Raw genomic sequence first — 20,159 nt, 5'->3', positions numbered from 1 at the left:
GAAAGTCATGATTGATCGGCGTAGGGACGCAGCAGGCGTCGTTCCAGCATCAGCGTGGCCTGATAGCCCAGCAATCCGATGGCCGCAATGGCGGTCAGCGCGGCGAACATCAGGGGCGTGTCCATCATGCCTTGCGCGGCGATGATGACGGCGCCCAAGCCTCGGCTGGCGCCGATGAATTCGCCCACTACGGCGCCCACCAGTGCCAGCACGAGCGCCACGCGCAGTCCCGCCAGGATGCCCGGCAGGCCGGCAGGCAGCTTCAGCCGCAGCAAGGTTTGCGCGCGCGTGGCGCCCAGCATGCGAAACAGTTGCAGCCGGTTCGGGTCGACCTGGCGCAGCCCGGTCAGCGTGTTTTCCATCAAGGGGAAAAAACAGATCAGCGCGGTCATGACCACCGTGGGCGCCATGCCGAAGCCGAACCACACCACGAACAGCGGCGCCAGCGCCAGCTTGGGGACAACTTGGCTGACGATCACGTAGGGCTTGAGCACGCGGTCCAGCAAGGCCGATTCGGCCAACGCAATGCCGATGCCCAGGCCCGCCGCGCCGCCGATCGCCAGGCCCAGCAGCATCTCGGCAAGCGTTGCGCCGATGTGCGGCCACAGGTAGCCGGTGGCCAGGCTGGTCCACAAGGTTTTTGCGACGGCGGACGGGGCGGGCAGCACCAATGCCGAGATACCGGCTTGGCGCACGGTGATTTCCCAGGCGCCAAGCAGCGCGACAAGCAGCGCCAGCGCAAGCACGCGGAATCGAATGGCGGGCGTCATGGGCGCGCCCCGGTCATGAGTTCGTACACCTGCGCGCAGGTGGCGTTGAACGCGGCGCCGTGCCGCATGGCTTGCGTGCGGGGCGCGGGCAGGTCCACCGGCAGGTCGGCCAGCATGCGGCCCTGGTGCATGACGGCCACGCGGTCGCCCAGGTAGACGGCTTCGCTGATGTCGTGCGTGACGAACAGCACGGTGGTATTGCGCAAGCGGCACATGCGCAGCAGGTCGTCTTGCAGCTCGCCGCGCGTGATGGCGTCCAGCGCGGCAAAGGGCTCGTCCAGCAACAGCAAGGCGGGTTCAAGAATCAGCGCGCGGGCCAGCGCCACGCGGCTTTGCTGGCCGCCGGACAGTTGGCGTGGGTAGTGTTGTGCGTGGTCGGACAGGCCCAGCATGGACAGCAGATCGTGCGCGCGCCGTGCGTCTTCCGGCAGCGGTCGGCGTTGCAAGGACACGGGCAGCAGCACGTTGTCGATTACGTGTTGCCAGTCCAGCAGCGTTGGCGCTTGAAATACATAGCCCAGCTGCGGGCCGGGCGCGGCGGGCGTGCCGTCTTGCAGCACCACGCGGCCGGACTGCGGCGTCAATAGCCCGGCGGCAAGTTTCAGCAGCGTGGTCTTGCCGCAGCCGCTGCGGCCCACCAGGCAATGAAAGCCGCCGGCTTGCAGGCGCCAGTCGATGCCGTTCACGATGGGTGTGCGGCCGGGGTAGGTGTAGACCGCCCCGTCGATGTGCAGGAAGGGGCGGGACGAGTCCGCAATCATGGTTCGTACGGCGCGTAGGGGTCGGCGGCGGTTTCGGCGGACTGTTCGATTTCCGTCATGCGCACCAGGTCCAGCAGGTTGAAACGGCCGTCGTGATGCCAGCCCGCTTCGGGCATGCTCATCGCGCCAATCGCGCTGACGCGGGTAACGCCTGCCGCGCCCAGCTGATCGGCCAGGCGATACAGCTCTTCGGGCGTGGCGGCCACGCCCGCTGTTTGCAGGTAGTGGTGGTGGGGCGCCACGCGCGCCGCCACCTCATCCAGCATGTCGATACCGGCCACCACGATGCTGCGTTGCAGGGCCGTGGGCGACAGCGCGGGCGCGGTGTCCACATAAGAGACCGTCCACGCGGCATCGGGGTCGCCGATCAACACGTCGGCGGCGTTGGACGGCAACTGCCATTCGATGGACTGCCGCCATTTGGCCACCGCCGCCGATTCGGCCAGATCCAACGCGCGGCGCGGAAAGCGGCGATGAAGATTGGCCAGCTCGCCTGCCAGGTAAGCCGCAAAGTCGCGCGGCGATACCAGGCCGCCGCGCTGCACGTAAAAAATCTGCGGCGAATAACAGCCCTGCTGGTCGTAGCGCATCACGTCCCATGCCGCACGGCGTGCCAGGGCGGGGGCCTTTTGTGCGTCCAGCGCCGCCGCGCTGACCACGCCAAAGCCCAGCTTGTGGCCATGCGGCAGAAAGCGCGTCGTGACGGGCAGGCGGCGCTGGATGGCATGCAGGGCGTCGTTACCGCCGTACGCCACGACGGTATCGGCCTGCGCGTACAACGCGGCGGCGTCGTCCTCGCCCGCGCCACGCCACCAGACCACGGCCAGGCAGTCGGCCAGCGGTGGGTGCACCTCGGCCAACAGGTGCGCGAACCAGCCGGCAAACAGCGGCTCGGCGCTGGGCAGCTTGCCAATATTGCCGGCCTTGACCAGCAGGCCGCAGATCAGGCTCCACAATGCCAGCGCGGGCACGTTGCCGGCCCAGCTGTGCACCAGCAATTGCGGGCCATGCGCGCGCACCGCGCCGCCCTTGGCCGCGGGCTGAAAGCCGTCCAGCACCTTGGGGTTGGCGAAGTCTTCGGCCACAAAGCGATGCAGCTGCGGCGCGCGGAAGGTCTTGAAAAAGCCGGTCAGGCCCAGCCGCACCATCTGCCCGTCATAGCCGCTGACGATCGGCAACAGAACATCGGCTTGTTGCCGAACCGGGTCGTTGGGATCCAGCAACCGGGCGATGGCGCGGTCGATGACGTTGATGATCTCCGACACCGTCATCGTCTTCAGATGCCGCGCGCTGGCCTGCTTGACGCGTTCGGCCAGCGCTTGCATCTGTGAGGCGGTCAGCACCGGCACGGCCACGTCCACGCGCCGGCCGTCCTGCTCGAAGGGCAGGGTCTGCCATTGGACATCGGCCGGGGTCAGCCCCGGCAGATAGCCCGCTTGGACGCGTTGCACGCTCATGGCCGCGCCGACTGAATGAATGCTTCGACCGCCAGCGAGCAGCCCTTGGCCTGCGCGCCTTCAGCACGGCCCAGCAGCAAAAAGCCGCCATCGGCGGGTTGCCCGACGTCTTCAGTGAGGATGGTGCTGACCGAATTGAAGTTGCCCAGGTCGCAGTGCGCCAGGATGCCGCGTTCGCCCGCGGGCACGGTGCGGCCGCTGGCGGGGTCGACCAGGCGCGAGCGAATCCAGTGCGGCCCCGATTTCACGGAAGGGACGGTGGCATTGCCGTCGTCATAAAACTGGGTGCTGAGTTCGGTCATGCCATACATGTTGATGCACAGCGATCGCGGCACGCCCAGCAGCTCGGACAGCTCGGAATAAAAGGTGTCCAGCGGCAGCTCGCGCGACTGGCCCTTGTAGCCGCCGGTGTCCAGGATGCGGCTGCCCGGCGGCAAACGGAACGCGCGGCCCGCGGTGCGCAGCGCATCGATCACATGCACGAAGCTGAAACTGGCGCCCAGCAGCGCATAGGGCTGGCCGTCGCGTTCAGCCTCTTCAAGGCGGCGCCACAACCCATCCAGGTCGATGCCCTGCGGCGACATGAAATAGCGGCTGTCTTCGGTGCCGAACGCGGTCTTGGCCAGGGCCAGATAGTGGGCCAGCGACGAATTGGGCATGGCGACTTCGTCCGGAAACAGAATGCCCATCGGCAGGCGCGGCGTGCCCCGCATGACGCGCGCGGCGAAATTGCGGGTCATGGACAGGTCGTAAACCTCAAGATGCGGGTGAAAGTGCCGCCCGCGCATATCGGCGCGCGTCGTGCCGCTGGTCATGAAGACACGCTCGTCGGCCCGAGGCGCCTCGCAGCGCAGCTCCATCGCCTTGAAGGCGTCGATGGGCACGGCGGGAATGTCGCTCCAGGTCTTCACATTGCGCACGGTCGCGCCGCGCCGCTGGCAAAACGCGCGATACGGCGCGTTGGCGCCATATTGATACGCAAAAAGCCGTAGCGCCATCCGGTCGAACTGCGCATCGGTGCAGCCGTCCTGGGCAATGAATTCAAGAAGTTCCGCGACGGGCGGGGCAGCGTTGTTCATGGGCGTTCGTCGATTCCGGTACAAGGAAGCTCCGAAGCCCGCCCGCGCAAGCGGCGCAAGGGCGCGGCAGGGTCGGACGATTGCTCTTCTTACGCCGGCATGAACCGGGTCAAGTTCGCGGGTCTGAATCTCAGCACTGGCGTGCACCCCGGAGCGAAGGCAATGTTAACCCGCTCTAGGGTTCGCCGCTTAGGTCGAATCCTTGCTGACCATCCATTCGGAAGGCTGCGGGGTCATAACCGCTGGCCAGGACGATGGAACGCACCTGGCATACGCCAGCCTCACGTAGCCGTTCGCAGTATTTGTGCAGCGAGGAAGCGTCCTCATTGGGGACAAAGGGAATGCGCTCGTGACAAGCCTGGGCAATGAGTTTGATGTCATCACGCGCAACTGCGCGCCCGGTGCCATCGCCCCTTGGGCCCAGCACATTCCACAATTGGGCGGCTCGCTGCCCGTGCGGGATGTTGAACGGCAGGTGGCGAAACTTTTGCAGTGGTAAGTCGGTCAGTGCTTGCTTGATGCCGAATTCCGCTGCAACGACTGCCGAAAAATAAATCGGCAGAGACTCGTCGATCATCTGCCGGAAGTACCGGGTGGCAATTTGGTGGTTGGGGCGAGTCGCGTCGACGAGCGAGATCAGATAGCTGGTATCCAGCAACACTGCTGCCGTCATGAGTCGTCGCCACGCAGTGATTCAACCCATCGTGTTGCGTCGGGTACGTCCGCCCAGGCCGCGGTGCCTTTGCGTACCATTCGCTGGAATTCATCGTCGTCGTACGCGGGGTGGTGCACCTCAAACGAGCGCAGATTCAAATTGCGCAATTCACCGGTTCGTAAATTCTCTTCAGCGGTCACGTGCAGCAAGGCTGGGCGATAGAGGCGATTTTCGCTCTCCTGTGCCAGTAATTGCTGAGTGGCGGCTACCGTAAGCGATTTGCCATTTTCAAGCACAAGGTGAACGTTCGCTTTGGTCTTGCCGCCCCAGTCCACGATTTTGCCGTGTAAGTACTTTTCCACGGTTACCCAAATATCGACGGATTGTTTGAAGTCTGACTGGGCATTGACGATCGTCAGCGCGCGCCGCGTGTTGTCTTCAAGGGCGTAAACACGATCGGGATTGTTGCGTGCCTGGGCTTGCCAGCGCTCGATGACCGCCGCGCGCCGGGGATCAATGGCTTCGAGAGAATTCGGGACGGCTAAGCGTTCCACATCGGCCCAGAGCGTCGATGCCGCCAACAACCCTTCGGCGACTAAAACCAGCGACCCTTCTTCTATCGACACCAGCACTGCGGCCGGGTTGACCTCTCGGGTGGACCCTTGCAGAAAGTCGCTGACGTCTTTTTGAAACTCGCCAAGCAGGCTCAAGGGAACAGCCTTTGGGCCCACATCAACGCCGTTGATGCGGTCGCGCACAGCGAAGCGAAGATTGGCGGCCGGTTTCATACCGACGACTGTAGACCTCGTGCCCGGCTTTTTTGCCGGCATGTAATATTTTGCAAGCGGGCGCCGAGGCGGGGGTGAACGCCAGAATTTGGACGTAAAAAAATCCCCACAGCGGTGGAGATCAGGAGGGCTGGTGGCCTGGGGCGGAATCGAACCACCGACACAAGGATTTTCAATCCTCTGCTCTACCGACTGAGCTACCAGGCCAACACGTACACGGTGCAAAAAGCCCAGCGCGGCGGCTGGGCTTTTTTTGGGACTTGATATTGCTATCGCAATCCCAATAATTCTTTTGGTGGCCTGGGGCGGAATCGAACCACCGACACAAGGATTTTCAATCCTCTGCTCTACCGACTGAGCTACCAGGCCAACGAAGTCCGCAACTATACACAATTTTTTTTGCCCACGCCAGCCGTAGGGGCGGATCCGCCAACTATTTTTCGCCCCGTCGCGCCTGCGGACTGTTGGGTGAATGGAACGGAAGGTGCGACGCAGGGTCGCGGAAGTGGGCGCAAATGGGCTGGGGATAACCCGCAGGGGTATAATCTTTCAGTCATTTTCGTGGCAGTTCTTTACGCATCCACATGTCGGTCGCTGTCCTTGCCTTCGGTCTGAACCACACGTCCGCGCCGGTTTCGGTTCGCGAACGCGTGTCCATGCCCGTCGATCTGGTCAAGCCTGCGCTGGAAGGTCTGCGTTCGGCATTCGGCGGTTCCGTCCGTGAAGCCGCCATCCTGTCCACCTGTAATCGCACCGAAATCTATTGCGCGGCCGACGGTCACGTCGCCGATCAATTGCCCGCCTGGCTGGCTGAACATAACCGCCTGGACGCCGGCACGCTGCGCCCGCACCTGTACCGCCATCATCAAGACGACGCCGTCCGTCACGCTTTCCGCGTGGCCAGCGGGCTGGACTCCATGGTGCTGGGTGAAACCCAGATCGTGGGGCAGATGAAAGACGCCGTGCGCGCCGCCGGTGAAGCCGGGTCGCTGGGCACCTTGCTGCACCAGATGTTCCAGCGCACGTTCTCGGTGGCCAAGGAAGTGCGGTCGCAGACGGCCATTGGCGCACAGTCGGTGTCCATGGCCGCCGCCGCCGTCCGCCTGGCCGAGCGCGTGTTCGGCAACCTGGACCAGGCCCGCACGCTGTTCATCGGCGCGGGCGAAATGATTGAACTGTGCGCCACCCACTTCGCCGCGCAACGCCCGCGCAGCATGGTGGTGGCCAACCGCACGGCCGAGCGCGCCGAAATCCTGGCCAACCGTTTTTCGGCCAGCACCATGAAGCTGTCCGACCTGACGGATCGCCTGTCCGAGTTCGACGTCATCGTTTCCTGTACGGCAAGCTCCCTGCCCATCCTCGGCCTGGGGATGGTGGAACGGGCTACGCGCCTGCGCCGCCACCGCCCCATGGTCATGATCGACCTGGCCGTGCCGCGCGACATCGAACCCGAAGTCGGCCGCCTGGACGACGTCTATCTGTATTCGGTGGATGACCTGGGCCGGCTGGTGCAGACCGGCACCGACGCGCGCCGCGCTGCCGTGGTGCAGGCCGAAGCCATTATCGAAACCCGCGTCCAGGGCTTCATGCACTGGATGCAGTCCCGCGAAGTGGTGCCCGTTATCCGCGACCTGCACCAGGCCGCCGAAGACGTCCGCGCCGCTGAACTGGAACGCGCGCGCCGCCTCCTGGCGCGTGGCGAATCGCCCGAAGCCGTGCTGGAACAGCTGGCGCACGGGCTGACGCAAAAATACCTGCACGGCCCGCTGGCGGCCTTGAACCGCAGTGAAGGCGACGACCGCAAGCAGCTGCTTGCCTGGATGCCGCGCCTGTTTCCCGGCCGCGATTCCCGCCGTTAGCGAATCTGCCCCACGCCCCGCCTCCTGGCGGGCGTTCGTCTTGTGGGCGCCCGCTATTCCCGTTTTTTCTTTGGTCATTCCCCCATGAAATCTTCCATGCGCAGCCGGCTGGAGCATCTGTGTAACCGCCTGACCGAGGTGGACGCGTTGCTGGCCCAACCGGAAACCGCGTCCGATATGGACCGTTTTCGCAAGCTCTCGCGCGAACGCGCCGAGCTGGAACCCGTGGTCGACGCGTTCACCGCATTTGCCCGCACTGAAGAAGACCTGGCGACGGCGCAGGAAATGCTGTCCGACCCCGACATGAAGGCCATGGCCGAAGACGAGATCAAGTCGGGCCGAGGCAAGCTGGAAAGCCTGGAAAGCGCATTGCAGCTCTTGCTGCTGCCGCGCGACCCCAATGACGGGCGCAGCGTGTTCCTGGAAATCCGCGCCGGCACGGGCGGCGACGAAAGCGCGTTGTTCTCGGGCGACCTGCTGCGCATGTACACCCGCTATGCGGAAGCGCGCGGCTGGCGCGTCGAGCTGATGTCGGAAAGCGCCTCGGAGCTGGGCGGCTACAAGGAAGTGATCGCGCGCATTGACGGCGACGGCGCCTACGGCCGCCTGAAGTTCGAATCCGGCGCACACCGCGTGCAGCGCGTGCCGGCCACCGAAGCGCAAGGCCGCATCCACACGTCGGCCTGCACCGTGGCCGTGATGGCGGAAGCCGACGAGATGTCGGAAATCGTCATCAACGCCAACGACCTGCGCATCGACACGTTCCGCGCCAGCGGCGCGGGCGGCCAGCACATCAACAAGACCGATTCAGCGGTGCGCATCACCCACTTGCCGACCGGCCTGGTGGTGGAATGCCAGGATGACCGCTCGCAGCACCGCAACAAGGACAAGGCCATGCAGGTGCTGGCCGCGCGCCTGAAAGACAAGGAAACGCGCGAGCGCCAAAGCAAGGAAGCCGCCGAGCGCAAGAGCCTGATCGGCACGGGCGACCGCTCCGAGCGCATCCGCACCTATAACTTTCCGCAGGGCCGCGTGACGGACCACCGCATCAACCTGACGCTGTACAAGTTGCAGCAGATCATGGAAGGCGACCTGGAAGAGCTGACCGGCGCGCTGATCGCCGAGCATCAGGCCGAGCAGTTGGCGGCGCTGGGCGACGACCTCTGACGCGCGCGCCATGACGACGCCTCAGCTCAAAAGCCTGCTGCTCGACACCCGCCTGCCGCGCCTGGAAGTGCGGATGCTGCTTGAGCACGTGCTGCAAAAGCCGCGCGCATGGCTGCTGGCGCACGACACCGACCCGCTGGACCCCGACGTTGCCGCCGCCTTCAACGCGCTGCTGGCGCGCCGGCTGGCGGGCGAGCCGATGGCGTACCTGCTGGGCCACCGCGAATTCATGGGTCACCGATTCACCGTGACGCCCGACGTGCTGATTCCCCGTCCCGACACCGAAGTGCTGGTGGAAACCGCGCTGGAGTGCGTGGCGGGTATCGCCGGGCCTGCCGTGTTGGACCTGGGCACGGGCAGCGGCGCCATTGCGATCTCCATCGCCCTGGCCCGACGCGATGCGCGCGTGATGGCGTCCGACGTCAGCGCCGCCGCGCTGAAGGTGGCGGCGGCCAACGCGTGGGATCTGACCGCATCGGTGCGTTTCGTGGAAGGCAGCTGGTTCGATGCGGTGCCGGCCGGCGAGGGTTTCGATCTGATCGTGTCCAACCCGCCCTATGTGGCCAGCAACGACCCGCATCTGGACCAGGGCGATCTGCGCTTTGAACCTCGCGGTGCGCTGACCGACGGCGCGAGCGGGCTGCAAGACTTGAGCCGCATCGTGACGGGCGCCGCCCAGCACCTGAGGCCGGGGGGCGCGCTGTGGCTGGAACACGGCTGGGACCAGGCGCAGGCGGTACGCGGCTTGCTGGCCGATGCCGGGTTCGAGAATGTGCACAGCCGCCACGACCTGGCCGGCATCGAACGAATTTCCGGCGGACGCCGGCCTGCCGCGCGCGGTTGACCCGGGCCGTCTGTTACAAGAGTTTGGCGCGGAAAACGCGTTTGGCCTGACCCGCTTCCGGGGATTTCGGGCGGATTTTTCCGCTGTACCTATAATTGGCGTATTCCGTTATGCCTGTCCAAGAGACCACCATGAGCGACGTTCAAGAATTCATCCGCGAAACCGTGACCCAGCACCCCGTTGTGCTGTTCATGAAGGGCACCGCCCAATTCCCGCAGTGCGGCTTTTCCGGCAAGGCCATTCAAATCCTGAAGGGCTGTGGCGTGAAGAAGCTGGTCACCGTCAACGTGCTGGAAGACGACGAAGTCCGCCAGGGCATCAAGGAATTCTCCAGCTGGCCCACCATTCCCCAGCTGTACGTGGCCGGCGAATTCATCGGCGGCTCGGACATCATGAACGAGATGAATGAATCCGGCGAACTGAAGACGCTGCTGGAGCAATCCGGCGCCACGGCTTAACGCCGCGATGCGGCGGCTTGTTATCGGCATCACCGGCGCCACGGGCGCGTTGTACGCGGTGCGCATGCTGCAAGCCTTGCGCGGCGTGGATGATGTCGAGACGCATCTGGTGGTGTCCGCCTCGGGTGTGCTGAACATCAAGCACGAGCTTGATGTCAGCCGCCACGACGTCTACGCGCTGGCCGATCACGTGCATTCGGTGCGCGATGTGGGCGCCACGCTTGCCAGCGGCGCGTTCCAGACCGCCGGCATGGTGATCGTGCCGTGTTCGATGCGCACGTTGGCGGCGGTGGCCCATGGCCTGTCGGACAACCTCATCACACGCGCGGCCGACGTCACCTTGAAGGAACGCCGGCGCCTGGTGATGCTGGTGCGCGAAACGCCGTTCAACCTGGCGCACCTTCGCAATATGACCGCCGTGACCGAAATGGGCGGCATCGTGTTTCCGCCGCTGCCGGCCTTCTATCACCGCCCCTCGTCCATTGAAGAAATGGTGGATCACACCGTAGCGCGCGTGCTGGAATTGTTCGACATCATCGTGCCCGGCCCGCATTGGGAAGGCATGAAGTAGCCAGGCCGCTGCCGGTGTGCCGCGTGAAATGAAACAGCCCCGCATGCGGGGCTGTTTGCCTGCTGGCGGCGGCCCGGGCTTACTCCACCAGCCCCAAGCCATTAAGCGCTGCCAGATTTTCCGGCCATTGACGCGCGCGGGCGTTTTGCAATTCGATGCGCGCCCAGGCCATCCAGCCCGCCCATTCAATGCGCTTGTCCCACGCCGTGCCCCAGGCCTGCAAAGCCGCCAAGCCAGCTGCCGCATGCGTTTGGGCCGCGTCGAAATCGCCCGTGGTCAGCGCCAGTTGCGCCAGCAGCAAACGCGGTTCGCCCACCCACGGGTTATGCGCCACGGCGGCTTCCAGAAGATGGCGCGCGCTGTCCATTTCCGTCAGCGGGTGCATGCGCGTGATGACCTGCCAATACAGCGCGCTGGCGGCGGCTTCGTCGCGCGGGCTGAGCGTGGCGCGGCACGCGTCGAACGCCGGCGGGACGGGGATGCCGGTATCGGCCGGCATGCCGGACAAGGGCGCCAGCAAGTGCGACAGCATCGACAGGATATTTGACGGCGGCTTCAGCGGGCCGGGCCACAGCGACGATGCCCAGTTGGCTTTCAGATCACGCCGCTGCTGCTGCGGATAACCGGCGAAGATTTCGTCTTGCCAGCTGTGCCATTGTTCGCCGATGTCGGCGGCGGACACGACGATGAACGCGGCGACCTGGCGCGGCGTCAACGTAAACACCTGGCCATCGGTGCCTTCAAGCGTCATGCCTGTGCCGCCCGTGCCTTGGCCCGCCAGCACGGCCTGCACGAACTTCGTGCGGGGCATGGCGCAGAACAGGCTGACCCATTCTTCGGCTTCGTCGCCCAGCACGTTGCGCAACGTCTCGCGTTCGCGCTCGCGGTCGAACAAGGTCAGGTCCACGTATTCGTTGCCGTACACGCTGTGGAACAAGCCCAGCATGCGCACTTCGCGCGGCTGGTTCCACAGCGCCAGCGTGCGGTACACGCCCAGCAGATGGTGCTTGAAGGTGCCGGCCTTGTGCCAGTCTTCACCGGCGCTGCGGGCGAACAGCAGGTCCAGCAACGCGGGCAGGTCCGCATCGATGGCTTGGTAGTGGTCGGCAAGCAAGGAGCGCGCGTGCGGGTGTAGTTCGGCGGATGTGGGCATGGCGTGAATGCGGATGATTGATGGCAGCCGCTATTGTGTCCGCATGACGCGGGCTTGTCATGGCGCGGCGCTTTATACGATTTCGCGCATATCAATATGAATATTCATCGCTTCCGGTTTTGTAGGACGCTGCATAGAATCGCGGCTCATTCTTTCTACTTTCAGAGATCCCTATGCGCCCTATGCGCCTTCGCCATTCCCTCGCCGTATTCGCCGTTGTGCTCGGTTTTGCCGGCACCCAAGCCATGGCGCAGGACGCCGAACTGAAGGTCGGCGTCACCGTGGGTCCGCACGCGCAGATCGGCGAAGTGGTGCAGCAGGTGGCGGCCAAGCAGGGCCTGAAAGTGAAGCTGATCGAATTCAGCGATTTCATCCAGCCCAACGCCGCGCTGGACGCCAAGGAACTGGACCTGAACATCTATCAGCACAAGCCTTTTCTGGACTCGCAGAACAAGGCGCGTGGCTACAAGCTGGTGCCGGTGGCCACTGCCGTGGTGCAGCAGATGGGCATCTACTCCAAGCGCCTGAAGTCGCTGGACGACCTGCCGCAAGGCGGCAAGGTGGCGATACCCAATGACCCCACCAATGGCGCCCGCGCGCTGCTGGTGTTGCAGGCGGCCAAGCTCATCAAGCTCAAGGACGGCGTGACGGTGACGGCGTCGTTGTTCGACATCGTTGAAAACCCCAAGCAGCTGAAGTTCATAGAGATCGAAGCGGCGCAGTTGCCGCATTCGCTGTCGGACGTGGACGCGGCGGCGGTCAACTCGGCCTACGCCATCCCGGCGGGCCTGTCGCCCGCCAAGGATGCGCTGGCGCTGGAAAGCAAGGACGCGCCCTTTGCCGCCGTGGTGATCGCCGCGCGTGAAGACAACAAGAACGACCCGCGCATTGCCCGCTTCATCAAGGCGTACCAGTCGGACGAGGTGAAGGCGTTTGTGGCCAAGCAGTTCCCGGGGGCGTACTCCACGTCCTGGTAAGCGTCGCGCCTGCGTCTGGCGCCTGACGATCAGGCGTAGCGCCTGAGTCCGGCGCCCACGATCAGGCGTACTTGCCCGTCAGCCCGCCGTCCACGACCAGCTCGGTGCCGGTGATGTACGACGCATCGTCCGACGCCAGGAACGCCACCGCTTTCGCCACCTCCCAGGGCGTGCCCATGCGGCCCATGGGCACCTGCTTGTCGCGCGCGGCCAGCGCGGCTTGCAGGTTGTCGGGGTCGAACATGCGCGCCACGTTCTGCGCCACGCGCGGGGTGTCGATCAGCCCGGGGATCACGGTATTCACCCGGATGCCGTCAGCGGCATATTGCTGCGCCGCCATGCGCGCAAAGTGGATGACGGCAGCCTTGCTGACGCTGTAGGCCAGGTGTGGGTAACCCGTGTACCGGATGCCAGCAATGGACGACACCGTGACGATGGCGCCGCCGCCCTGTTGCCGCATCACGGGCGCCAGCAGGCGCGTGGCAATCAGCAGGCTGGTCACGTTCACCTGCTGGATGCGGTCCCAGTCTTGCAGCGAAATATCTTCCGGACCGCCCACCTTGCCGATGCCCGCGTTGGCTTGCAGGATATCGATGCGGCCGTAGCGGCGCAGCGCGGCATCCACCGCCGCCTGCATGGCGTCGGGGTCTGCCACGTCGGCTTGCACGGCCAAGGCGCTGCCGCCAATTTTTTCGACTTCATGGGCGGCGTCTTGCGCGGCCGCCAGGTTCACGTCCAGCGCCACGATGGCGGCGCCTTGCCGCGCCATCGTCACGCAGCTGGCGCGGCCGATGCTCCAGCCGCTGGCGGACGCGCCGGCGCCGGCTACCAGCGCGACCTTGCCCGCCAGCCGGGTATCGGTGCCCTGCGCCGCCGTCATGCCGGTCCTCCGTCCTCTTGCTGATGCGTCTTGCCCTTGCCGACGTAAGGAATGGCGTGGTCAATGGTTTCCCAGATGTAGCGGCCCGATGGGCTTTGCTGTTCTTCCGCCACGTGCGACACCAGGCCAGCCGCGCGCGAGATCACGGCAAAGCCGCGCATCAGGTTCGTGGGTACGCCGATTTCGCTAAGCAACGCGGCCACCGCGCCCGTGGCGTTGATGGTGATGTGCTTGCCATAGGTCTCGTCCACGGCGGCGGCCAGCAGGCGCAACGCGTTCAGCGACGCGCCCTCCAGGTCCGGCTCGGCCTCGGCCAGCGCCAGCAGCTTGATGGAACGCGGGTCGTCGGGCTTGTGCAGATGGTGGCCAAAGCCGGGCAGCGCCTGGCGCTGTTCGCGGAATTCGCGCGCGATGGCCAGCGCTTCGGCACGGCCGTCCGCCGCCTGCTTGATACGGTCCAGCAGGCGCGAGCAATTTTCCATGGTGCCCACGAATTGGCTGCCCACCGCCATCAAGCCGGACGCCACCGCGCCTTGCAGGTTTTCGGGGGCGCTCATGTAGATCAGGCGCGTGGCGATGGCGCTGGGCGTCATGCCGTGTTCCATCAACGTGACCAGCACCGCGTCCACGATGCGCATGTCCACCGGGCGCGCGTCGCGGCCCAGGATCTGCATGATCATGACTTCGGTAAAGGTCTTCTTGCCGATCAGGCCGTCAACCAGATCGACGTCGCGGTACGACATGCCGGTCAGGTGATGGGCGCAAAGGCGGGTTTCAGGTGGGTTCATGGCGTCTCCTTTTGTGCGGCGTCGCGCACGGCATTCTTCAGGACCTTGCCCACGCTGGAGCGCGGCAGGCTGTCGTGGATATGGAATTGCTTGGGCGTGGCGACCGGCCCCAACAGTGCGCGCACATGCGCCTTCAGCGCGTCGGCATCGGCCTGCGCGCCTGGGTGGAACTGCACGGCGGCGTGCACGGCTTCGCCCCATTTGTCGTCGGGCAGGCCGAACACCGAGCATTCGTACACGGCCGGGTGCGACGACAGCGCGTTCTCGACATCGACCGGGTACACGTTGAACCCGCCGGTGATGATGACGTCGCGCAGCCGGTCTTTCAGGAACAGATAGCCGCGTGCGTCGATCAGGCCCGTGTCGCCGGTATGCAGCCAGCCGTCCACCAGCGTTTCGGCGGTTTTCTCGGGCAGGCGCCAGTAGCCCGTCATCGTCAGGTCGCCCTGCACCACGACTTCGCCGATGTCACCGCGCGGCAACAGCGTGCCGTCGGGCGCCATGATGGCGACGTCGGACAGCCATGTCGCCCGCCCGACCGAGGCCCGGTTGCGCGGGTCGTTCAAGTCCGACGGGCGCAGCACGGTGGCGATTTGCGGCGCTTCGGTCTGGCCATAGGTGGTGCCCAGCACGGGGCCGAAGAAGTCGCGCGCGCGGACTATTTTTTCCGGCGGCATCGGCGCGCCGCCGTAGATCAGGTTGCGCAGCTTGGGAAAGTCGGCGCGCGACACGCCGTCCTGCGCCATGATCATGTAGATCAGCGTGGGGGGCATGAAGCTCAGCGTGCCGCCGCGCTCGCGAAACGCGGCGGTGATGGTGGCCGGGGTCACGCTGTCCAGCAGCAGGTGCGCGCCGCCGCAGGCCAGTATGGGCAGCATGTAGGTGCCGGTGCCGTGCGTGATGGGCGCGGACACCACGTAGCGGTCCTCGCACGTCAGCTGCCAGCTGGCGATCTGGTTGATGATGCCGGCGTTCCACGCCCGGTACGGTTGCATGACGCCCTTGGGCAGCCCTGTCGTGCCACCGGTGAACTTGATGGCCTGCGTGGCGTCACGGGACAGCGCGTGGCGCGTGGGCTCGTGTCCGGCGTACTGACGCAGCAGCGCGTTCAGGCGCAGGCTTGCACCGGTGCGGGTGCTCGTGTCCTTGCCGCTGCCCGTGGAGGTATCAGCGGCTGTGGCTGTGCCCGTGTCAGCGTTCCCGTCTCCGTCCCGGTCGGCATCGTCAAGATGGATGCGTGCGCCGTCCGCCCACGGCGCCAGCGGGTCGCCGGTGGCGTCCACGATGACGATGGACGGCGTGGTGGCATCCAGGATGCGCCCGATCTCGCGCGCGGTGCTGCGATAGTTAAGCGGGACCCAGATCTTTCCGCTGGCCAGCACGGCCAGCAGCGCCAGGATGTGCCGCGCGGAATTTCCCGCGCACAGGGCCACGCGCGTTTGCGGTTCGGGGTCCAGGTCTTGCAACGCGGCCGCCAGGGCGCGGGTACGGGCAGCCAGTTCGGCGTAGGTCACCGCGCCTTCGGGGCCGTCCAGCGCAATGCGTTCGGGATACTGCTCGGCCGCGCGGAAAAAGAAATCGATCGGGTACACCCTGTGCTCCTGAAAACTAGTTGGCCTTGATGTCGGCGCGTTTGACGACGGCGGCCCATTTGTCGATTTCGCTGTCGATCTTCTTGGCGAAGGTCTCCGGCGTGTTGGGCGTGGTCGGCGCGTAGAAGCCGGCCTGCTTGTAGGACGCCTGCAAGGCGGGGCTGGCCAGTGCCTGGTTCAGCGCTTCGTTCAGGCGCGCGATGACGGGCTGCGGCGTGCCGGCGGGAGCGACCAGGCCAAACCACGATTCCACGTCAAAGCCCGGCAACCCGGATTCAGCCAGCGTGGGCACGTCCGGCGTGGCGGGCAGGCGCTGCGGCGATGTCACGCCAATGGCGCGCAGCTTGCCGGCCTGCACGTGCGGCAACGACGAGGGCAGGTTGTCGAACATGGAATCGACCTGTCCGCCCAACAGGTCGGCCACGGCCGGGCCGCTGCCGCGATACGGCACGTGCAGGATGTCGGTGCCCGTTTCCATCTTGAACAGCTCGCAAGACAGGTGGATGGACGAGCCGCTGCCCGACGACGCGCAGGTCAGTTTGCCCGGATGCGCGCGGGCATAGGCGATGTATTCCTGCACCGTCTTGACCGGCACCTTGGGATTGACCACCAGAATGTTCGGAATGGTCGCGACCAGGCCGACGGGCTTGAAGTCCTTGATGAAGTCGTAGTTCAGCTGGCTGTACAGGCTGCGGTTGATCGTGTTGGCGATGGAACCCACGTACAGCGTGTAGCCGTCCGGGGTGGCGCGCGACACGATCTCGGCGCCGATGTTGCTGTTGGCGCCCGTCTTGTTTTCCACGACGAAAGTCTGGCCCAGCGCCTCGGACAGCGACTTGGCCATCAAGCGCGCGACGATATCGGTGGCGCCGCCCGCCGCGTAGCCCACCACCAGCGTGACGGGGCGATCGGGGTAGGGCTTGGCCGCCAGGGCAGGGGCGCCGGCGACCAGCGCGCTGCCCAGGGTCAGCGCAAAGGCGGCCAGCCGCCTTGTGTATGCAGTCTTCATGAATGTCTCCGTCCTGTTTTGTCTAATATTTGGACAGATCTTCGTCTGCCCGTTTTGATATTGGGCTTTGATGGAAGCGTCAGCAACGCAGGGTGTCCAAAATATGAACAAAGCGGAATCGGAGTCGGAATCGCAGTCCTCGGGGCCCGTGGTCTTGCGCCGGGGCCTGCGGGTGCTGGGGGTGTTGCGGCAAGCGGGGGCGGGCGGCATGCACGTCACCGACATTGCTCGCGCGGCGGGTATGCAGCGCTCTACCGCGTATCGCTACCTGGAAGTGCTGGTGCAGGAAGGCTATGCCCTGCGCGAGTCCGAGGCGCCGCGCTGGCGCATCGCGGAACTGGGCGTGATGATGGCGGGCGACCCACACGCGCAGGCCGTGCGCGGCCTGCGGCCGGTGCTGCGCCAGATCAGCGACGTGACGGGGGATTCCGCCTTTCTGATTTGTCGCGCGGCAAATGATTCGCTATGCCTGCATCGCGAAGTGGGCAATTACCCGGTGCAGGTATTGGCGGTAACGGTGGGGCACCGCCAGCCCTTGGGCGTGGGCGCGGCCGGCCTGGCGCTGTTGGCGGCATTGCCGCCGGCCGAGGCCGATGAAGTGGTGACGCAAAACGAAAAGGCCTTGCGCGCCTATGGCGGCATGACCGGTGTGCAGATGCGGCGGCTGGTTGAGAACACGCGCGACCGGGGCTGGTCGGTGGTGGGCAACGCGGCGGTGCCCGGCGTGCTGGGCGTTGGCGTCGCCGTGTGCGACGCCAACGGTTATCCGCGTCTGGCGGTCAGCGTATCCAGCCTGATCGACCGGATGCAGGCGCCGCGCCAGCGCAGCATCGCGGAACTGATCCGCGGCCAGCTGGCGCAAGACGACGTCAAGCCGCGGCCGGGGTCGGTGCGCGATACGTTTTCTGGTAGTGCACCGTGAACGTATTGAAGGCGTCCAGCGCCTTTTTGGGGTCGTGGCCCGGCTTGACCAGAAAGCTGCTGAAGCCGACGCGCGCCTGATAGTGGATGGTGTCGATCATCACGTCGCCCACCGCGCGCAGTTCGCCCGTCCAGTGGTATTGCGTGCGCAAAAGCTGCGCCAGCGAATAGCCACGGCCGTCGGTGTAGTTGGGAAAGTCCACGGCGATGAAGGCGATGCCGGTGGGGTCCAGCGTGCCGTCGGGCTCAGCCAGGTCACGCAGGTCGGCGTCGGGTTCCAGCAGCACGGCCACGGGATGCTTGTGGCGGCGCAAGGTGGCGCGCGAGGTTTTCCAGATGGAAAGCGGCACGATCCAGCCGGGCTCGTCCGTGGGCACCTGGCCCTCGGCGGCCACTTCGGGTTCGGGCACGAACGGGCGCGCCGTGTCGGCTTGCAGGCGGCCGTCGCGGATCAGGTGCGGGCCGGGGGCGTCGTGGGCGTAGAGGTCAGGCATGGGCGGGTTCGGCGCTTTGTACGGGTTTGGCGAAGGCGGGATCGGCGTAGACGTCCTGCTTGAAGGGGTCGATGCCGACGCGGTCCACCACGTCGATGAAGCGTTCGGTTTCGCTGTCGCGCAAGCCCAGGTAGGTGCGGATCAGGCGGTCGACAACGCCGGGCACCTGGTCGCGTGCGAATGACGGGCCGATGATGCGGCCCACGGCAGCGCCGCCGCCGCGCGTGGATTCCAGGTCGGGCAGGGGCTTGGCGGCGCCGTTCTGGCGGCCACCCAGCGTGACCTGATACCACTCTTCGCCGGCCTTATCGACACCCAGGATGCCGATGTGCCCCACGTGGTGGTGGCCACAGGAATTGATGCAGCCGGAGATGTTCAGGTCCAGTTCGCCGATTTCGAACAGGTAGTCCAGGTCGTCGAATTGGCGTTGGATGGCTTCGGCCACGGGGATGGACACGGCGTTGGCCAGCGCGCAGAAGTCGCCGCCCGGACAGGCGATGATGTTGGTCAACAGGCCGACGTTGGGCGTGGCCAGGTTCAGCGCTTCCAGCTTCTGCCAGAGCTCGTGCAGGCGGGCGCGGCGCACGTCGGCCAGAATCAGGTTCTGTTCGTGCGAGACGCGCAATTCGCCGTAGCCATAGGCATCGGCCAGGTCGGCCACGGCGTCCATCTGGTCGGCGGTGATGTCGCCGGGCGGCACGCCGGTGGGTTTGAGCGAGACGGTGACGGCGGCGTAGCCCGCGACCTTGTGCGCGTGCACGTTGGTGCGCAGCCAGCGCGCAAAGCGCTTGTCGCCGGCGGCCAGCGCGTCGGTGTTGTCGGCATCTTGCGCGGCGGCGGCATCGTATTGCGGCCACACGAAGCGGGCCTTGATGCTGTCCACGAAGTCCTGGGTGATGGTGTCGGGGCCGTCTTTGATCAGCTGCCACTGCTCATCGACCTGCTGTGCATAGACCTCGGGCGTCAGGTCCTTGACCAGGATCTTGATGCGCGCCTTGTACTTGTTGTCGCGGCGGCCGTGCAGGTTATAGACGCGCAGCGCGGCTTGCAGGTAGGTCAGCAGATGCTGCCATTCCACAAACGGGTTGATCAGCTTGCCGACGATGGGCGTGCGGCCCATGCCGCCGCCGACCCACACGCGAAAGCCCAGCGTGCCGTCGCGTTCAACGGCTTGCAGGCCGATGTCGTGCACGCCGACGGCCGCGCGGTCTTGCACGGCGCCGCTGACGGCGATCTTGAACTTGCGCGGCAGGAAGGCGAATTCGGGGTGCAGGGTGGACCACTGGCGGATGATCTCGCACCACACCAACGGGTCGACAAGTTCATCGGGCGCGACGCCGGCGAAGTGGTCGGTGGTGGTGTTGCGGATGCAGTTGCCGCTGGTCTGGATGGCGTGCATCTGCACGGTGGCCAGTTCGGCCAGGATGTCCGGCACGTCTTCCAGCTTCGGCCAGTTGAACTGGATGTTCTGGCGGGTGCTGAAGTGGCCGTAGCCGCGATCCCATTTACGGGCGATGTGCGCCAGCGTGCGCAGTTGGCGCGACGCCAGCATGCCGTAGGGAATGGCCACGCGCAGCATGGGGGCGTGGCGTTGGATGTACAGGCCGTTCTGCAGGCGCAGAACGCGGAATTCATCTTCGGTGAGCTGGCCGTCGAGGAAGCGGCGCGTCTGATCGGCAAACTGCGCCACACGCTGCTCGACAAGCTGCTGGTCGACGGGGTCATACACGTACATGTCTACTGCCCTTGTGGTCTTCTCGGTCTATGCCCTGTAGCGTCCGGCGCGCAGCGTCGGAAAAGGGGATTCATAACCGTAACAGCCAGCAGACGGCAGCGTCTAAGTCATTCTCGTAATATGGAAATAAGGCCCCCACGCTTCGCGCCTTCGGCGCTCTCTGCCCCCCAAGGGGGCGTTTCCTCCCTTGGGGCGGCCCTG

General features: G+C 65.5%; 20 protein-coding genes, 2 tRNA genes and 1 riboswitch. Of the genes, 7 read left to right on the top strand and 15 right to left on the bottom strand.

Going from position 1 to position 20,159, the window contains the following annotated elements:
* Positions 1–5 precede the first annotated feature (5 nt).
* The 8 genes from KYT87_RS27045 to KYT87_RS27010 all read right to left on the bottom strand — a co-directional run bounded on the left by KYT87_RS27045 (position 6) and on the right by KYT87_RS27010 (position 5,879).
* Positions 6–770 carry an ABC transporter permease gene (locus KYT87_RS27045; protein ID WP_046803232.1) on the bottom strand — a complete coding sequence of 255 codons (765 nt, stop codon included), beginning with the start codon at positions 768–770 and terminating at the stop codon, positions 6–8.
* On the bottom strand, positions 767–1,531 hold the full coding sequence (locus KYT87_RS27040; protein ID WP_219991303.1) for an ABC transporter ATP-binding protein: 765 nt from the start codon (positions 1,529–1,531) through the stop codon (positions 767–769). Before KYT87_RS27040 ends, KYT87_RS27045 begins: the two co-directional genes overlap by 4 nt.
* On the bottom strand, positions 1,528–2,988 hold the full coding sequence (locus tag KYT87_RS27035; protein ID WP_219991302.1) for an acyl-CoA reductase: 1,461 nt from the start codon (positions 2,986–2,988) through the stop codon (positions 1,528–1,530). The genes KYT87_RS27040 and KYT87_RS27035 overlap by 4 nt, the downstream gene beginning before the upstream one ends.
* On the bottom strand, positions 2,985–4,067 hold the full coding sequence (locus KYT87_RS27030) for a long-chain fatty acid--CoA ligase (RefSeq protein ID WP_219991301.1): 1,083 nt from the start codon (positions 4,065–4,067) through the stop codon (positions 2,985–2,987). The genes KYT87_RS27035 and KYT87_RS27030 overlap by 4 nt, the downstream gene beginning before the upstream one ends.
* A gap of 69 nt (positions 4,068–4,136) precedes the next feature.
* A riboswitch (TPP riboswitch) is annotated at positions 4,137–4,228 on the bottom strand.
* 14 nt (positions 4,229–4,242) lie between these two features.
* Positions 4,243–4,740, bottom strand: a complete 498-nt coding sequence (locus KYT87_RS27025) for a hypothetical protein (protein WP_219991300.1) — start codon at positions 4,738–4,740, stop codon at positions 4,243–4,245.
* A complete protein-coding gene (locus tag KYT87_RS27020; protein ID WP_219991299.1) occupies positions 4,737–5,510 on the bottom strand; it encodes a hypothetical protein in 774 nt (257 codons plus the stop codon). Before KYT87_RS27020 ends, KYT87_RS27025 begins: the two co-directional genes overlap by 4 nt.
* A 131-nt stretch (positions 5,511–5,641) precedes the next feature.
* Positions 5,642–5,717: transfer RNA gene (locus tag KYT87_RS27015), tRNA-Phe, on the bottom strand.
* 86 nt (positions 5,718–5,803) lie between these two features.
* Positions 5,804–5,879, bottom strand: a tRNA-Phe gene (locus KYT87_RS27010).
* A gap of 215 nt (positions 5,880–6,094) precedes the next feature.
* On the opposite strand from KYT87_RS27010, the gene hemA reads away from it, so the two are divergent.
* The 5 genes from hemA to KYT87_RS26985 all read left to right on the top strand — a co-directional run bounded on the left by hemA (position 6,095) and on the right by KYT87_RS26985 (position 10,409).
* Positions 6,095–7,369: a glutamyl-tRNA reductase gene (hemA, locus tag KYT87_RS27005; RefSeq protein WP_046803238.1), complete on the top strand. Its 1,275-nt coding sequence runs from the start codon at positions 6,095–6,097 to the stop codon at positions 7,367–7,369.
* Positions 7,370–7,453: 84 nt separating this feature from the next.
* Positions 7,454–8,536, top strand: coding sequence for a peptide chain release factor 1 (gene prfA / locus KYT87_RS27000; RefSeq protein ID WP_046803353.1), 1,083 nt, complete (start codon positions 7,454–7,456; stop codon positions 8,534–8,536).
* A gap of 10 nt (positions 8,537–8,546) precedes the next feature.
* Positions 8,547–9,380 (top strand): peptide chain release factor N(5)-glutamine methyltransferase, encoded by an 834-nt coding sequence (gene prmC, locus KYT87_RS26995; protein ID WP_046803239.1) that lies wholly within the window; start codon positions 8,547–8,549, stop codon positions 9,378–9,380.
* A gap of 131 nt (positions 9,381–9,511) precedes the next feature.
* Entirely contained in the window at positions 9,512–9,838 is a 327-nt protein-coding gene (gene grxD, locus KYT87_RS26990) for a Grx4 family monothiol glutaredoxin (RefSeq protein ID WP_006227137.1), read from the top strand.
* A 7-nt stretch (positions 9,839–9,845) separates the two neighbouring features.
* Positions 9,846–10,409 carry a UbiX family flavin prenyltransferase gene (locus KYT87_RS26985; RefSeq protein ID WP_046803240.1) on the top strand — a complete coding sequence of 188 codons (564 nt, stop codon included), beginning with the start codon at positions 9,846–9,848 and terminating at the stop codon, positions 10,407–10,409.
* Positions 10,410–10,488: 79 nt separating this feature from the next.
* Here KYT87_RS26985 and KYT87_RS26980 read toward each other — a convergent pair whose 3' ends face one another.
* Positions 10,489–11,562 carry a DUF6817 domain-containing protein gene (locus KYT87_RS26980; RefSeq protein WP_219991298.1) on the bottom strand — a complete coding sequence of 358 codons (1,074 nt, stop codon included), beginning with the start codon at positions 11,560–11,562 and terminating at the stop codon, positions 10,489–10,491.
* A gap of 182 nt (positions 11,563–11,744) precedes the next feature.
* On the opposite strand from KYT87_RS26980, the gene KYT87_RS26975 reads away from it, so the two are divergent.
* Entirely contained in the window at positions 11,745–12,539 is a 795-nt protein-coding gene (locus KYT87_RS26975; protein WP_082134363.1) for a MetQ/NlpA family ABC transporter substrate-binding protein, read from the top strand.
* 61 nt (positions 12,540–12,600) lie between these two features.
* Here KYT87_RS26975 and KYT87_RS26970 read toward each other — a convergent pair whose 3' ends face one another.
* Genes KYT87_RS26970 through KYT87_RS26955 form a run of 4 tightly spaced genes read right to left on the bottom strand, consistent with a single transcriptional unit; the run spans position 12,601 to position 16,808 of the window.
* Complete coding sequence (locus tag KYT87_RS26970; RefSeq protein WP_104141672.1) at positions 12,601–13,419, bottom strand: SDR family NAD(P)-dependent oxidoreductase; 819 nt, start codon at positions 13,417–13,419, stop codon at positions 12,601–12,603.
* On the bottom strand, positions 13,416–14,207 hold the full coding sequence (locus KYT87_RS26965; protein ID WP_046803244.1) for a citryl-CoA lyase: 792 nt from the start codon (positions 14,205–14,207) through the stop codon (positions 13,416–13,418). The genes KYT87_RS26970 and KYT87_RS26965 overlap by 4 nt, the downstream gene beginning before the upstream one ends.
* The gene (locus KYT87_RS26960; RefSeq protein WP_219991297.1) at positions 14,204–15,799 is read right to left on the bottom strand and encodes a class I adenylate-forming enzyme family protein; all 1,596 of its coding nucleotides are present in this window, start codon (positions 15,797–15,799) and stop codon (positions 14,204–14,206) included. The genes KYT87_RS26965 and KYT87_RS26960 overlap by 4 nt, the downstream gene beginning before the upstream one ends.
* Before the next feature lie 16 nt (positions 15,800–15,815).
* The gene (locus tag KYT87_RS26955) at positions 15,816–16,808 is read right to left on the bottom strand and encodes a tripartite tricarboxylate transporter substrate binding protein (protein ID WP_046803246.1); all 993 of its coding nucleotides are present in this window, start codon (positions 16,806–16,808) and stop codon (positions 15,816–15,818) included.
* A 103-nt stretch (positions 16,809–16,911) separates the two neighbouring features.
* On the opposite strand from KYT87_RS26955, the gene KYT87_RS26950 reads away from it, so the two are divergent.
* On the top strand, positions 16,912–17,730 hold the full coding sequence (locus KYT87_RS26950; protein WP_219991296.1) for an IclR family transcriptional regulator: 819 nt from the start codon (positions 16,912–16,914) through the stop codon (positions 17,728–17,730).
* On the opposite strand, the gene KYT87_RS26945 is transcribed toward KYT87_RS26950, so the two are convergent.
* Positions 17,678–18,223, bottom strand: a complete 546-nt coding sequence (locus KYT87_RS26945; RefSeq protein ID WP_219991295.1) for a DUF934 domain-containing protein — start codon at positions 18,221–18,223, stop codon at positions 17,678–17,680. The genes KYT87_RS26950 and KYT87_RS26945 overlap by 53 nt on opposite strands.
* A complete protein-coding gene (locus tag KYT87_RS26940; protein ID WP_046803249.1) occupies positions 18,216–19,958 on the bottom strand; it encodes a nitrite/sulfite reductase in 1,743 nt (580 codons plus the stop codon). Before KYT87_RS26940 ends, KYT87_RS26945 begins: the two co-directional genes overlap by 8 nt.
* Positions 19,959–20,159 lie beyond the last annotated feature (201 nt).

This window comes from Achromobacter sp. ES-001 (assembly GCF_019448355.1).
Classification (GTDB): domain Bacteria; phylum Pseudomonadota; class Gammaproteobacteria; order Burkholderiales; family Burkholderiaceae_B; genus Achromobacter; species Achromobacter spanius_B.
Note: the sequence above shows the minus strand (reverse complement) of the source record. Positions and strands in the feature narration are given on the sequence as shown.